The sequence below is a fragment of the Roseibium sediminicola genome (assembly GCF_023156505.1).
Lineage (GTDB): Bacteria > Pseudomonadota > Alphaproteobacteria > Rhizobiales > Stappiaceae > Roseibium > Roseibium sediminicola.
The window spans coordinates 1-12856 of sequence record NZ_JALNMJ010000026.1 but is presented as its reverse complement, the minus strand read 5'-3'; the positions used below and the strand labels follow the sequence as shown (position 1 = coordinate 12856).

Below are 12856 nucleotides of genomic sequence, written 5' to 3'. Positions count from 1 at the left end.
CAAAACAACTGCATGCAATGGAGACTTTGGAAATGACGACCTTCACGACCTCAGACGGTGCCGAACTCTTTTACAAGGACTGGGGGCAGGGGCAGCCGATCGTGTTTTCCCATGGCTGGCCGCTGTCCGCCGATGCCTGGGACGCCCAGATGCTGTTTTTCGGCCAGAACGGCTTCCGGGTGATCGCACATGACCGGCGCGGCCACGGCCGCTCCAGCCAGCCCTGGGACGGCAACACCATGGACCGCTATGCGGACGACCTGGCCGAACTGATCGACCGGCTCGACCTCAAGGATGTCATCCTGGTCGGTCACTCGACCGGCGGCGGTGAAGTCGCGCATTATGTCGGCCGCCATGGTAATGACCGGGTTGCAAAAGTCGTTCTGGTCGGCGCGGTGCCGCCCCTGATGCTGGAGACCGCAAGCAACCCGGATGGCACGCCGATGGAGGTCTTTGACGGCATCCGCCAGCAGGTCGCCACCAACCGGTCGCAGTTCTACAAGGATCTGACGATCCCGTTCTACGGCTTCAACCGCGAAGGTGTGGAGATCAATGAGGGGCTCAGGGAAAGCTTCTGGCTGCAAGGCATGTCAGGCGGCATCAAGGGCCAGTATGACTGCATCACCGAGTTTTCGGAGGTCGATTACACCAATGATCTGAAAGCCATCAAGCGGCCGACCCTGATCGTTCACGGCGGTGACGACCAGGTCGTGCCGATCAAGGCTTCCGCCCATCGCGCAGCCGAGATCGTCGCCGGAGCCAAGCTCAAGGTCTATCCGGAGAGCGGCCATGGCCTGGCGCAGCTACAGGCTGACGCGTTCAACAAGGACGTCCTGGCGTTTATCAGGGGCTGACCTGGCGACCTGAAAAAGGGCGGCACACCGGGCCGCCCTTTGTCATTTTGCTTCGGAGAACCGCTCGCCCTTGAACACCCTGGCCGGATTGCCGCGTTCCAACTGCCGATGCAAGCGGTTCTGGTCGGCCCGGTTCCGGGCAAGGCTTTCTTCCCGTTGCAGCAGAAACCGCGCCTCCAGCCGGTCAAGCGCCACCTGACGGTTGCGGTGCTGGGAGCGCTCGTCGGTCGACTGGGCCGACACCCCGGTCGGCAGATGGATGATGCGCACGCCGCTGTCGGTGGTGTTCTGGTGCTGGCCGCCGGGACCGCCGGAGCGGAAGGTTTCCACCCGAAGATCCTCGGCTTTCAGACGGATGTCCTCCGGCAGTGCGCCGGAAACCGGAAAGACCCCGACAAACCAGTTCTGCCGCTTGTGATGCGGCCGGAACGGGCTCTTGCAGGTCCATTGGATCGTGCCCGACCAGGTTCCGGCGAGGCGCTCGGCCTCCGCGCCCGTCAGCGTGACAAGCGCGGAAGCCGGATCGCCTTTCTGACCGGGATCCGGAACCGCGGCATCGAAGCGGAGACCTTTCTGAATGGCCTCCTTTTCGATCTGGCGCAGAACCAGGGCGACGGCCCTGCGGCATTCGGACGGTCCGTCGCCGCTGGTGATCAGCAGTCGCTGTTGGACCTGAGTGCTCATCGCTTTGCCCTCCGGTCCCACAAGCGCCGGCGTTTGTCCTGCCTTGCACTTTCCAGCGTGTCCGAAACCGCCTTCTTGTAGGTCACCAGGGGTTTCAGCGCAGCGACCGGTGCGGCAAGACCGGCCGATTGCAGATCTTTCAGCACCTGGGCCGGATCCTTGTAGGCCGCTGGCGCTTCCTCGATCAGGAGCTGCCGGTCCTCGCAGACCACCAGCCCTCCAAAGGACGTGCGGCCAAGACTGTCCCGGTCGGACCGTGTGCCTCCCGCCCGGCCGGTCATGGAGCGGCGGTCGTATTTGCGACCCGCGCCATGGGCGAGGGAGGCCAGCGCCTCCGCCTGTTCGCGGCAAGGGGCCAGCAGATAACTGAGCGCGTCCCGGGACCCCGCAAGAGGCACCAGCGCCTGATCCACCCGGGCGGCGCCCTTCCTGTGCAGGATGCCGCCTGCATGGTCTTCAACAAGGTTGTGCGGTGCGTCGGCAACGATACGAAGATCGCAGCGCAGCGCCTTTGCGGCGCGTTCCGCGATCAGTTCACGGTTGAGTGCCGCCCACCGGACGGCCTGGTCGTGGGCGGCCCGATAGGCCTTGCCGTCCGGGCTGTTCGGATCGAGACCGTCAAAACGGTCCAGTACCGAGCCGAACACCGCCGTGCCGAGCGAACGCGATCCGGAATGAACCAGCAGCACCAGATCGCCCTTGCGCAGAGCTGCTGCCTCCAGCAATGCGCCGTCTGTCACCTCGTCAATCACCTGCAGCTCGCAGAAGTGGTTGCCGCCGCCGATGGTGCCGAGGGCCTGGTTGTGGAGATCCGTCGGCAAGTCCTCGCCGGCAAGGCGCGCGCCGGCGTTGCCGGTCCAGACCCCTTCGAGCTGCCGCAGTTTTGCTGCCGCCTTGTCCAGCCGCAGCTTGCGGGCAGGCAGGTCGAGTGCATAGAGGCTCATGCCGCAGCCGATATCGTTGCCGATCAGCTGCGGATAGATCCGGTCCGCCAGGATGGCGCTGCCGACCGGGCCATATTTGCCCGGATGCAGGTCCGGAAAAGCGGCCACGGAGGAAACGCCGGCCATGCCGGCGACAAAGGTAAGTTGCTCTTCCGCCGCCCCCTCGATCCAGGACCGGTCGGAATAGAAACGTTGGATGGGCGCCGCGCCGTTGGCAGGCACAGCCCCAGCCTTTTCAGAAGTGCCCATGTCGGGAACCTTTTTGAAAACGGGAGTATCGTCAGGCGCAGGCCTTGCCTGTCCTGGTCCACCTCCGGCGCACCGCTAACGGGGTTTAACGGAGGGCTGCCGCCCTTGAGGGCGCGCGGTGCATGTTCGTCATGTCCGGTGTCCCGCTTTCAAAAGAATCAGAAGCCGCTTCTTACAGCTGGCGATGACATGGGCGGCCACCAGTGGATATTCAAGCGCCGGGGAACGTTGCCGTCAAAAACCTTGCAGCCCTGTTGTCAAGGTGCAACGCCGGGTCCGGGCCTGCAAAGAGCAAGGGGCGGCTCCGTTGCCGCCCCAATCCTGGGGAGATCCGTCTTGGCTTTTGTCCCGAACGTCTCCCGATATTCCGAACCCCTTCGAGGCTGTGTCCGGGAAGAACCGTTAGAGTTTCTCGGCCGGGGTTGTGCGGATCTTGTCCCAATTGGCCGCGGCCTTGGCGATGGTTCCCGCTTCATCCTTCTGGAATTCGCGGAAGATGTCCTCGTTGAGGAACAGGTAAAGCTTGTCGTCGATCACCGCCGCAAATTGCGGATCGCCATCGAACTTCTTGCCGACGGAGACACCGAAGGTACAAAAGCCGCCGTTCTGCGGCAGATAGGCCGCCGGGTTGGCGCTGAACATTTCCATGGCCTCCTGCGAGCCGAAATAGTAGGCGACGCCGTCATGGACCGCGGTGTGCCGGGCCGTGCCGTCGATCCGGTTGCCCAGGTCCACGAAAGCGACCGGGTCGATGCCGTGCAGGCCAAGCGGCGCGCCGGCGGCGGTGAGGCCGCTCGAGGTGTTGTATTCGTCTGCCGCCAGGGCCGGGACGGTCAGGCCGGCAGCGCCCAGCAAGGCGGCGGCAAGAAGAGTACGGGTCAGGTTCATCTGGATTGCTCCTCAGTCTTTCCAAGGTGGTCGCCGGTGGGGGATCCATCGGCTGAGCCAACTCTGCGTCCGATTGAACGTTGTCTCCATGTGCGAAACACCGCCTGAATTTGCCGATCGTCCGGATTTGAGCGAAAAAGAAACACCGGCCAAGGCCGGTGTTTCAAAGGGCTTTTGCCGGGGAACGCAGCGAGCGTACCCGGGAGCAGATCGGGCTTAAGCGGCTTGTGTCTGCCCTGCCGCCGGCTTCTGCAAGGAAACGACGGTCAGGACGGCAAGCGCATTGACGAGGTAATAGGCAAAATCCAGTCCGGACAGACCGAGCACGAACGGTGCGGCCAGGAAGGTCAGGCCGACGAGGAAGTCCACGGCCAGGTGGACGGAATAGGGCAGCACGCGGACGAGCCCGGTATCGTGATCGGTCAGGATCGTCAGCAGCAGCGCGGCAAATCCGGTGCAGACGGAAAGCCACAGGGCAATCGGATTGGTCTGGCCGAGGCCGAGCAGGACCGGCAGGACGATCAGTCCGAGAGCAACCGGATAATCGAGGTAGGAATGCATGGTCTTGGTGACAAAGCGCAGGGTCATGTTTCAACTCCTTGAAGGCGGGGATGGGAGGCACTTGCCTCTCGACGAGAAAGATGTTCCGCCTTCTTCGTCTGATCCATGCGTGAAAGTCCTCGAAAATTGATCGATCGTCCGGGCGACTTGTCTTGCAGGGGAAATGGCAGACAATCGGACTCCAGGTTCTCAATGGACGGAACAGCATGAAACATGATGCCTTGAGCCAGATCCTGGATGCGTTAAAGCTGCGGGGATCGATCTATTTTCACACCAGCTTTTCACCGCCCTGGGCGGTCGAGGTGCCGGCCTTTGGCCGTGTCGCCCGGTTTCACATGGCCATGCGCGGTTCCTGCTGGCTTGTGGTGAAGGGTCGGGAGAAACCCGTCTTTCTGGCGACGGGCGACCTGGCGGTCATCCCGCATGGCGCCGCGCATGTCCTGTGCGATGAACTCGGACGGGAGGCGACGTCGGTGGACCGCGTGCTGGAGCAGAGCGGATACAGCGGCGAGGGCGCGCTTTATTTCGGCGGTCCGGAGAAAGACCAGAGCTGCAAGCTGTTTTGCGGTCATTTCGAGTTTGAGGAAGGCACGGTACATCCCATCCTTGAGGCGCTTCCGGATATCATCCACGTGCCCAATACCCAGACCCTGAACGCCCATTGGCTCGAGGCCGTCATGCGTTTTGTGGCAAGCGAAGTGCGCGCGAGCCTGCCGGGTTCCGACGCAATTGTTCACCGGCTGACCGAGATCATCTTCATTCAGGTTGTGCGGACCTTTGTTGACCAGGAAGGCGACAGGGCGGGCTGTCTCGCTGCGGTGCTCAACCCGAATCTCGGACGCAGCATGTCGCGGATCCACCTGGCGCCGGAAAAATCCTGGACGGTCGAAGCGCTCGCCAGAGAGGCGGGCATGTCGCGAACCGTCTTTGCGGAGCGGTTCAGCGGGCTGGTCGGTATGACACCGCTTGCCTATGTCACCCACTGGCGCATGGAAAAAGCCCGGCGCGACTTGCGCGAAACGGATCTGCCGCTGATAGATATCGCCGAGACCATCGGCTACAGCTCGGAGGCCGCCTTCAATCGGGCCTTCAAGCGGCAGTTCAACCTGACGCCTGGCCAGATGCGCCGGGAGGTGAGGTCCACCGCTCCGGCCGGTTAGTCACAGCGGAATCTTCGGTTGGAAACAAGAAAGGGCGGCCTGGAGGCCGCCCTGCCTGATGTCAGATGCTTAGGTCCGCTCAGCCGATAATGCCGTTGAGCGTCGCGCTCGGGCGCATGACGGCGTCGACCTTGGCCTGCGGGGCATGGTAGTAGCCGCCGGTGTCGGCCGGGCTGCCTTGAACGCCATTCAGCTCGGCGACGATGGCAGTCTCATTGGAGGCAAGCGCCTCGGCAACAGGGGCAAAACGCGCCTTCAGCTCGGCGTCCTGGTCCTGGGCGGCCAGAGCCTCGGCCCAATAGAGCGCGATGTAGAAATGGCTGCCGCGGTTGTCGAGGCCGCCGACTTTTCGCGCCGGGGACTTGTCATTGTCGAGCAGCTTGCCAATGGCAATGTCGAGCGCGTCGGCCAGGACCTGGGCCTTGGTGTTGCCCGTGACGTTTGCCAGGTGCTCAAGCGAGGCACCGAGCGCGCAGAATTCGCCGAGCGAATCCCAACGCAGGTAGTTTTCTTCCTGCAGCTGCTGCACGTGTTTCGGCGCTGAGCCGCCGGCGCCGGTCTCGAACAACCCGCCGCCATTCATCAGCGGCACGATGGAGAGCATCTTGGCCGAGGTGCCGACTTCCAGGATCGGGTAGAGGTCGGTCAGGTAGTCGCGCAGCACGTTGCCGGTGATCGAGATAGTGTCCTCGCCCCGGGCAATGCGCTCCGTGGTGTATTTGGCGGCTTCGGTCGGCGCCATGATCTTCAGGTCGAGGCCCGACGTGTCGTGCTCCGGCAGATAGGCATTGACCTTCTTGATCAGTTCCGCGTCATGGCCGCGGGTTGCGTCCAGCCAGAAGACGCCGGGCATGCCGGACAGGCGGCAGCGGCTGACGCCGAGCTTGACCCAGTCGCGGATCGGGGCGTCCTTGGTGCGGCAGGCGCGCCAGATGTCGCCTTCCTCGACTTCATGCTCGATGAGCGTGGTGCCGGCGGCATCGACAATGCGGATGGTGCCGTCGGCCGGAGCCTTGAAGGTCTGCGGATGGGAGCCGTATTCCTCGGCCTTCTGGGCCATCAGGCCGACATTCGGCACGGTGCCCATCTTGGCCGGATCGAGCGCGCCGTTTTCACGGCAGAAATCGATCACGGCGGCATAGACGCCGGCGTAGGATGAGTCCGGGATCACGCATTTGGTGTCGGCTTCCTTGCCGTCCGGGCCCCAGCCCTTGCCGCCGGCGCGGATCACGGCCGGCATGGAGGCGTCGATGATGACGTCCGAGGAGACATGCAGGTTGGTGATGCCCTTGTCGGAGTTGACCATGTACATGGCCGGGCCGTTGTCGAGCGCGGCCTTGAGATCGGCCTGGATCTCGGCGGCCTTGTCGGCCGGCAGCGTTGCGACCTTGGCTTCCAGGTCGCCGATGCCGAGATCCGGATTGACGCCGAGCTCGGCAAAGGTGGCGGCGTGCTTGGCAAAGACGTCCTTCAGGAAAACCTTCACGCAATGGCCGAAGATGATCGGGTCGGAGACCTTCATCATGGTGGCCTTCATGTGCAGCGAGAACAGGATGCCCTGTTCCTTGGTCTCCGCGATCTGCTCCTCCAGGAAATCGGCCAGCGCGCGCACGCTCAGATAGGTGCCGTCAATGACGTCGCCTTCTTCCAGCGGCCAGTCGCCCTTCAATACGGTGGCGGCACCGTCCTTGCCGACGAATTCGATCCTGGCGGTGCCGGCGGAAGCGGCGGCAACGGTCACGGATTTCTCGTTCGAGCGGAAATCGCTCTCGCCCATGGTCGCGACGTGGGTCTTGGAGGAGGGCAGCCATTCGCCCATGCGATGCGGGTTCTTCTTGGCGTATTCCTTGACGGCCTTCGGCGCGCGGCGGTCGGAGTTGCCCTCGCGCAGCACCGGGTTCACGGCAGAGCCCTTGATGGCGTCGTAGCGGGCCTTGACGGATTTTTCCTCATCCGTCTGCGGATCGGACGGATAGTCGGGCAGCTTGTAACCCTGGCCCTGCAGTTCCTTGATGGCGGCGTTCAGCTGCGGCTGCGAAGCGGAAATGTTCGGCAGCTTGATGACATTGGCGTCCGGCTTCTTGACCATTTCGCCAAGCTCAGCGAGGTCGTCCGGCTGTTTCTGGTCATCGGTGAGGTATTCGGGGAAATGCGCCAGGATGCGGGCGGCCAGGGAGATGTCCTTGGTGCCGATCGAAAGGCCTGCGGCCTTGGCAAAGGAGCGGATGATCGGCAGGAACGACGCGCTTGCCAGTTCCGGCGCTTCGTCGACCTTGGTGTAGATGATATCGGCCATGACTGTCCCATTTCCTGAGGTTGAACTGTGGTCGATCGGACGCGGGCACTTGGCCGGTCCGTCAGGATTCCGACATGCGTATACAATTGTACGCAATCAATTGAAAGCCCTCCGGAAGGCGAAGGGCGAACTGTTCCGGGGAGTTCTAGCAAACGGGTTGGAAAAGGCAATTGGGGAGGGCCAGTCTCAGTCTTTGGTGGCGCGGGCAGCGTGCGCCTCGGCATAGGCGCGGATCATGCGCTCAACTTGTTTGCGGGAGATCTTATAGCCGTCAAGCATGATGGAGACATCGCGTTTGGTGAACACCTTGGTTGGTTGGTGCAAGGTGTTTCCAGATGCTGAAGGGTTTTTCGTGTGGTGCAATTCGTCTGTGTAGAGCACGATAAACTTTGAGCGGAGTGCATTAACTGGACCGCGCCCGACATAGAGCTCTCGAATGCGTGTAACTGCGTGCCAGGGGACGAACCAGTGTTGGTGTACGTAAGTCACCTCATCCGGACTGAGTTCGAGCCACGGTTTTTCATTAAAATTTGTCAATTGATAAAGCGTCACTAAAACCACTATAAGGAGAAATATAGTGACAGATATTGCCAATATTCCTTTGTCTTCGAAGATCTTTCCTTCAATGTATTCGTTGTAAGTGGCGAGTATCATTCCGAAGGTCATGGCAATTACTATTAAGAAATTTACGGAAAATTTTGCGGCTGGGCGATAGAATTCTCGTTTTATACTTGTATCTATTTCCATATCAAATGTCGCTGATATTGAAAAAGCGAATTGATCATAGACCAGTGCGGTAAAAATAGGTTGTGAAGGAGGATGTGGTGTTCTTTTGAGTGTGACGGGCCCTTCGCCTGTTCGCTCTTCTGCGTTATTCTACTGCAGGCGCTCCATGTGCCTCGGCGTAGGCCAGGATCACCGACCGCAGGTCCCTGAAGGACACATCAAACCCGACCGGATTCAGGCAATGGCCTTTGGCACCGACCAGCGCGTTCGCCAGTTTGAAGAGCTTGTAGACGGCCGACTGTTTCAGGCCGGCCTCGAAGGTCTCGTCGAGTTCCAGCATGATGAACGACGACCCGCGGCTTTTCCAGGTGGAGATCCCGGTAATATGAGCCCAGGGCAGCCAACCCGTTGAAATCCGTTGGTCCCGGATGCCCTCGGGACCGATTTCGATGGCTTGGTCAGGCTTCAGGGCCAGGCGGATCACGCCATAAAGGCCGAGGCCACCGAAGAAGACCATGCAGAGGATGCCGAGGATCCGGCCGTCGCCCTCGCTGCCGGGCGCGTCGAAGACGCCGGTGGTAAGGAGATAGCCAATGACCAGGAAAGGAATGCTCAGGCTCAACAGCAAAAGCGTTCTGCCGATGGAGCGCTTGAAGCAGAGGGTTTCATTGGGGTCGATGGTCATGCGGTCTCGAGATTTCAAATGCAGGCGGTCCGGCAGGACGCGGTGACAGTCCTTCATCCAAGTTTTTTGTTGCCAGCGGAGCTTCGAACATGATCGATACCGGCTCAGTCGCGCTTGCCCCAGGACATCTCCATAGCATGAACAGCCTCCTTGAAAAAACTGACGCTGCGCGTGTTGCCTGCGGGTTCCTGACCATCGCCGCGATGATGGAGGTGCTGGACGGCAACCATGTGCTGGATCCCTTTTCCACACTCGTGTCGCCGGGAGTGGTTCTGGGCAAGGGCAACATTCTTTATCCGGGCGTGACCCTCAAGACGTCCGGCTCCGCCAGCCTGACATTTGCGGACAACAACACACTTCACGCGGGCTGCCTGTTCGAGGCTTCGCACGGCGATATCCTGGTCGGCAGCGGCAATTGTTTCGGCGAAGGCGGGTTCACCGCGAAGGCAAATCGCGAAGGCGCCCTGATCCGGATTGGTAATTGCGGGCGGTATCTGAACAATCCCGCTGTCTTTGGCGAAACGAGCCTTGGCGACGGCTGCCAGCTGCTCGGCGGCATCACCGTCGACAGCTGCACTCTGGAAGGCGGCGGATCTCACGAGGAGCCGGATCCTGATCAGAGAGGCGGCCTGTTGAAAGGCCGCGGTTTGGCGCGCAGCCTGACGGTTCCAAGAGGCAAGGTGATCGCGGGAGAGGGCGGATTCCGGCAGGAGGATCTTTTGCCGCAGAGCCATTTCCATCCCAAGACCTGCCGAGGGACAGGGCGGACCTGGGACCGGAGGCAGGTGTCAGTACACTGCCTGTGTCGACCTGTATTTCTCGGTGATCCGGTCGAATTCACCGGTTCTTTTCATTGCCTGCAATTGCGTATTGAAGGCGGCGACGAAGTCCGCCGGCACGCTCTTTTTGGCGAACATGATGAAATTGGGTTCCGAGGCGACCACCACCTCCGTCGGCTTGATCTTGCCGCCGGCGCGCAGTTTGTTGATCTCCGCGGTGACCACATAGGTCTCGCCAAGAATGGCATCGACCCGGCCGAGCATCAGCTGTTTCAGGTTGAGCTCAAGACTGTCGGTCGTCTCGATCTGGCCGGCATAGGCCGCGCTCAAGGCGGGATAGGTGCCGCCATAGGCATATTCTCGGATCACGCCGAGCCGGTTGCCGGCCTCGAAGAAGCTTTGGAGGCTGTCATAGGCGGGATCGGTGTCCGTTGCCACGAACAGGATCTCGTTGGCGGTAATGTAGGGATCTGTAAAGCGGGCGAAGCTCTCCCGCTCCGGGGTTATTGTGACCGGGGAGGCAATGTCCACCAGACCGTTCTGCATGGCGTTGAGATGGCGCGCCCAGGGCAGGGGCACCTTGGTGAGGCCACAGCCCATCTTGTCCAGGATCGCCTCGATCACCTCGAAATCCATGCCGCTGACACTGTCGCCTTCGACGATGTTGTAGGGACGGTAGTCGCCTGCGCCTGCGATCAGGGAACCGTCTCGCGGGCAGTCGACTGCAAAGGCTGGGACAGGCAGTACCGCAAGACACAGAACAATCAGGGCGGCAAAACCCGCCTGCGCCAAAGCAGTTCCATGTTGTCCGAATGCGATCGCCATGGGCAAAGCATGGCCCTTGAAACATGAAATTACTATTGATTGACCTGTTTAAATCGGAAGGAATGTTTACTTCGGCAGAATTACTTAAGTCGTGGAAGTGGTGAATACCCTTCTTGCAAGTTCTACCTGCGTCCAATGCCCTGTCTGCCTGCCGCTCTTGTCGCAGAGAATGTCACGGGTAAAGTCGTTCGATGCTGCAAACAGAAGCGGCGGCCTTTGTGTCTGCTGGGCGGCGCAAGGCCAAGTGCGGATGCGCGGAACTCCATGCAGGTCTTGCCACGGCACTTGCCGCGCTGGTCGCCTACGGGAGACCCGGCTTCGACGGCAGCCAGATGATCGTGCTGGTAAGGGAGATGCCGACGCGTTGACAGGGCCGGAAAACCGCGGGAACGAACTTCCCATTTTCCGCAGAACCGGCTACATCCCCGGCTCATGAGCAAGAACGCACATATCAGAGAAGAAGCCCGGGCGGTGACTGCCCGGCCGCCGGCGGTGATCCTGTGCGAGCCGCAGCTCGGCGAGAACATCGGCACCGCGGCTCGGGCGATGGCGAATTTCGGTCTGGTCGACCTTCGGATCGTCAATCCGCGCGACGGCTGGCCGAGCGAAAAGGCACGCGCCGCCGCCAGCCGGGCAGACCATGTCATCGACAAGGTGCAGGTGTTCGACAGCGTCGAGGCGGCGATCGCCGATCTGCAATTCGTCTTCGCCACCACGGCACGCTCGCGCGAAGTGCCCAAACCCGTGCGCGGACCGGACGAGGCGGCGAAAAAGTCCGTTGAACTCGGGGTAAAAGACGCGGCCACCGGCTATCTGTTCGGCCGGGAACGCTGGGGCCTCAACAACGAGGAAGTGGCGCTTGCCGACGAGATCGTCACGCTGCCGGTCGACCCGGACTTCGCCTCGCTGAACATCGCCCAGGCGGTGCTGGTCTGCGCCTATGAATGGCGCAAGACGGCGACCTCTGGCGCGCTGCCCTTCATCCTGTCGGAGGAAGAGCACCCGCCGGCGAAAAAGGACGACGTCCTGCGCTTCTTCGAACATCTGGAAAGCGCGCTCGACAAGGCGACCTTCTTCCGCCCGCCGGAGCGGCGTCCACATATGGTGCGGACCTTGCGCAACATCTTCCAGAAGGCGGAGCTGACCGACCAGGAAGTGCGCGCCCTGCGCGGCGTCGTCGCCTCACTGGAAAAACGGGAAACCCGTCCGCGCAAGGACAAGGGCGAAAGCAGCGAGGATTAGGAGCGGATCGTGCACACGTCGGGACCGGTTCTCTTTTTCGATTCTGGCCTCGGCGGGCTCACCGTGCTGCGCGAGGCACGGTATCTTCTGCCCTATGAAGAGTTCCTCTATGTCGCCGACGATGCCGCCTTTCCGATCGGCCGCTGGCAGGAAGCGGAGCTGATCCGCCGGATCCTCGACCTGTTCGACGAGCTGATCAGGGATCACCGGCCGAAAGCCGTCGTCATTGCCTGCAACACGGCCTTCACCCTGGCCGGCGAAGCCTTGCGCCAGGCCCATCCGGATGTGGCCTTTGTCGGAACGGTGCCAGCGATCAAGCCGGCGGCGGAACGGACCTCCTCCGGTCTGATCTCCGTTCTGGCGACGCCGGGCACGGTGCGGCGCACCTATACCAAGAGCCTGATCGAGAGTTTCGCCAGCCGCTGCCATGTGCGTCTGGTCGGCTCCGACAGGCTGGCGGAACTCGCTGAAAAGCATCTGCGCGGCGAAGCGGTTTCCGACGACGCGCTTCTCGCCGAAATCTCCGACTGTTTTCTGGAGCAGGACGGCAGGCGCACCGACATTGTCGTTTTGGCCTGCACCCACTACCCGTTCCTCGCCAACCGGTTCCGCAAGATCGCGCCCTGGCCGGTCGATTGGCTCGACCCGGCGGAAGCCATTGCCCGCCAGCTGGTGCGGGTGCTGGGGGAGGGCGCCTCGAAGGCGCGGCCGGATCATCCCGTTGACCGGGCCGTGTTCACGTCCAGTCCGGACGATCCCGCTCTTGTCCGGCTTCTGGCCGGCTTCGGGCTGGTGTTGAATTGAGGACAGGCAATTCCCTGAAGCCCCAATCCGCGGCGTTATCCTGAGGAGCCGCGTCAGCGGCGTCTCGAAGCAACCGTGTTTGTTATGTGATCATAGGCTGCCATTCCTTGTCGTCTCTGACCATGGCGTTGAGAATGGTCAGGAGCTTCCTGGTGCAGG

Annotated in this window: 14 protein-coding genes; 5 read left to right on the top strand and 9 right to left on the bottom strand. The window is 61.7% G+C overall.

Annotated elements, in window-relative coordinates:
* Nucleotides 1–32: 32 nt before the first annotated feature.
* The gene (locus M0H32_RS25175) at nt 33–854 is read left to right on the top strand and encodes an alpha/beta fold hydrolase (protein WP_248159179.1); all 822 of its coding nucleotides are present in this window, start codon (nt 33–35) and stop codon (nt 852–854) included.
* Between the two features lie 42 nt (nt 855–896).
* Here M0H32_RS25175 and prfH read toward each other — a convergent pair whose 3' ends face one another.
* The 4 genes from prfH to M0H32_RS25155 all read right to left on the bottom strand — a co-directional run bounded on the left by prfH (nt 897) and on the right by M0H32_RS25155 (nt 4207).
* The gene (gene prfH, locus M0H32_RS25170) at nt 897–1538 is read right to left on the bottom strand and encodes a peptide chain release factor H (protein WP_248159025.1); all 642 of its coding nucleotides are present in this window, start codon (nt 1536–1538) and stop codon (nt 897–899) included.
* Nucleotides 1535–2731, bottom strand: a complete 1197-nt coding sequence (locus tag M0H32_RS25165; RefSeq protein ID WP_248159023.1) for an RNA ligase RtcB family protein — start codon at nt 2729–2731, stop codon at nt 1535–1537. The genes prfH and M0H32_RS25165 overlap by 4 nt, the downstream gene beginning before the upstream one ends.
* Before the next feature lie 402 nt (nt 2732–3133).
* A complete protein-coding gene (locus M0H32_RS25160) occupies nt 3134–3619 on the bottom strand; it encodes a YHS domain-containing (seleno)protein (protein WP_248159021.1) in 486 nt (161 codons plus the stop codon).
* Nucleotides 3620–3835: 216 nt separating this feature from the next.
* Nucleotides 3836–4207: a hypothetical protein gene (locus tag M0H32_RS25155; RefSeq protein ID WP_248159016.1), complete on the bottom strand. Its 372-nt coding sequence runs from the start codon at nt 4205–4207 to the stop codon at nt 3836–3838.
* Nucleotides 4208–4386: 179 nt separating this feature from the next.
* On the opposite strand from M0H32_RS25155, the gene M0H32_RS25150 reads away from it, so the two are divergent.
* Nucleotides 4387–5340 carry an AraC family transcriptional regulator gene (locus M0H32_RS25150; RefSeq protein ID WP_248159014.1) on the top strand — a complete coding sequence of 318 codons (954 nt, stop codon included), beginning with the start codon at nt 4387–4389 and terminating at the stop codon, nt 5338–5340.
* 79 nt (nt 5341–5419) lie between these two features.
* Here the strand turns inward: M0H32_RS25150 and M0H32_RS25145 are convergent, their stop codons facing one another.
* The 5 genes from M0H32_RS25145 to M0H32_RS25125 form a co-directional block, all read right to left on the bottom strand.
* Nucleotides 5420–7636 carry an NADP-dependent isocitrate dehydrogenase gene (locus M0H32_RS25145; RefSeq protein ID WP_248159011.1) on the bottom strand — a complete coding sequence of 739 codons (2217 nt, stop codon included), beginning with the start codon at nt 7634–7636 and terminating at the stop codon, nt 5420–5422.
* 186 nt (nt 7637–7822) lie between these two features.
* A complete protein-coding gene (locus M0H32_RS25140; RefSeq protein ID WP_248159008.1) occupies nt 7823–8383 on the bottom strand; it encodes a hypothetical protein in 561 nt (186 codons plus the stop codon).
* Between the two features lie 124 nt (nt 8384–8507).
* Entirely contained in the window at nt 8508–9047 is a 540-nt protein-coding gene (locus M0H32_RS25135) for an STM3941 family protein (protein WP_248159005.1), read from the bottom strand.
* 104 nt (nt 9048–9151) lie between these two features.
* Nucleotides 9152–9781 carry a hypothetical protein gene (locus M0H32_RS25130; protein ID WP_248159002.1) on the bottom strand — a complete coding sequence of 210 codons (630 nt, stop codon included), beginning with the start codon at nt 9779–9781 and terminating at the stop codon, nt 9152–9154.
* Between the two features lie 54 nt (nt 9782–9835).
* A complete protein-coding gene (locus M0H32_RS25125) occupies nt 9836–10651 on the bottom strand; it encodes a substrate-binding periplasmic protein (RefSeq protein WP_248159000.1) in 816 nt (271 codons plus the stop codon).
* Between the two features lie 191 nt (nt 10652–10842).
* Between M0H32_RS25125 and M0H32_RS25120 the strand changes: the two genes are divergently transcribed.
* From M0H32_RS25120 to murI, 3 genes are all read left to right on the top strand, one after another.
* Nucleotides 10843–11019, top strand: a complete 177-nt coding sequence (locus tag M0H32_RS25120; protein ID WP_248158998.1) for a hypothetical protein — start codon at nt 10843–10845, stop codon at nt 11017–11019.
* Between the two features lie 64 nt (nt 11020–11083).
* Nucleotides 11084–11893, top strand: coding sequence for an RNA methyltransferase (locus M0H32_RS25115; protein ID WP_248158996.1), 810 nt, complete (start codon nt 11084–11086; stop codon nt 11891–11893).
* A gap of 9 nt (nt 11894–11902) precedes the next feature.
* Nucleotides 11903–12697 (top strand): glutamate racemase, encoded by a 795-nt coding sequence (murI, locus tag M0H32_RS25110; protein ID WP_248158994.1) that lies wholly within the window; start codon nt 11903–11905, stop codon nt 12695–12697.
* Nucleotides 12698–12856: the final 159 nt, after the last annotated feature.

Bases quoted from the DNA above. Each gene is read 5' to 3' on its own strand.
- M0H32_RS25175 (WP_248159179.1), top strand. From the start codon at position 33: ATGACGACCTTCACGACCTCAGACGGTGCCGAACTCTTTTACAAGGAC.
- prfH (WP_248159025.1), bottom strand. From the start codon at position 1,538: ATGAGCACTCAGGTCCAACAGCGACTGCTGATCACCAGCGGCGACGGA.
- M0H32_RS25165 (WP_248159023.1), bottom strand. From the start codon at position 2,731: ATGGGCACTTCTGAAAAGGCTGGGGCTGTGCCTGCCAACGGCGCGGCG.
- M0H32_RS25160 (WP_248159021.1), bottom strand. From the start codon at position 3,619: ATGAACCTGACCCGTACTCTTCTTGCCGCCGCCTTGCTGGGCGCTGCC.
- M0H32_RS25155 (WP_248159016.1), bottom strand. From the start codon at position 4,207: ATGACCCTGCGCTTTGTCACCAAGACCATGCATTCCTACCTCGATTAT.
- M0H32_RS25150 (WP_248159014.1), top strand. From the start codon at position 4,387: ATGAAACATGATGCCTTGAGCCAGATCCTGGATGCGTTAAAGCTGCGG.
- M0H32_RS25145 (WP_248159011.1), bottom strand. From the start codon at position 7,636: ATGGCCGATATCATCTACACCAAGGTCGACGAAGCGCCGGAACTGGCA.
- M0H32_RS25140 (WP_248159008.1), bottom strand. From the start codon at position 8,383: ATGGAAATAGATACAAGTATAAAACGAGAATTCTATCGCCCAGCCGCA.
- M0H32_RS25135 (WP_248159005.1), bottom strand. From the start codon at position 9,047: ATGACCATCGACCCCAATGAAACCCTCTGCTTCAAGCGCTCCATCGGC.
- M0H32_RS25130 (WP_248159002.1), bottom strand. From the start codon at position 9,781: ATGGCTCTGCGGCAAAAGATCCTCCTGCCGGAATCCGCCCTCTCCCGC.
- M0H32_RS25125 (WP_248159000.1), bottom strand. From the start codon at position 10,651: ATGGCGATCGCATTCGGACAACATGGAACTGCTTTGGCGCAGGCGGGT.
- M0H32_RS25120 (WP_248158998.1), top strand. From the start codon at position 10,843: ATGCTGCAAACAGAAGCGGCGGCCTTTGTGTCTGCTGGGCGGCGCAAG.
- M0H32_RS25115 (WP_248158996.1), top strand. From the start codon at position 11,084: ATGAGCAAGAACGCACATATCAGAGAAGAAGCCCGGGCGGTGACTGCC.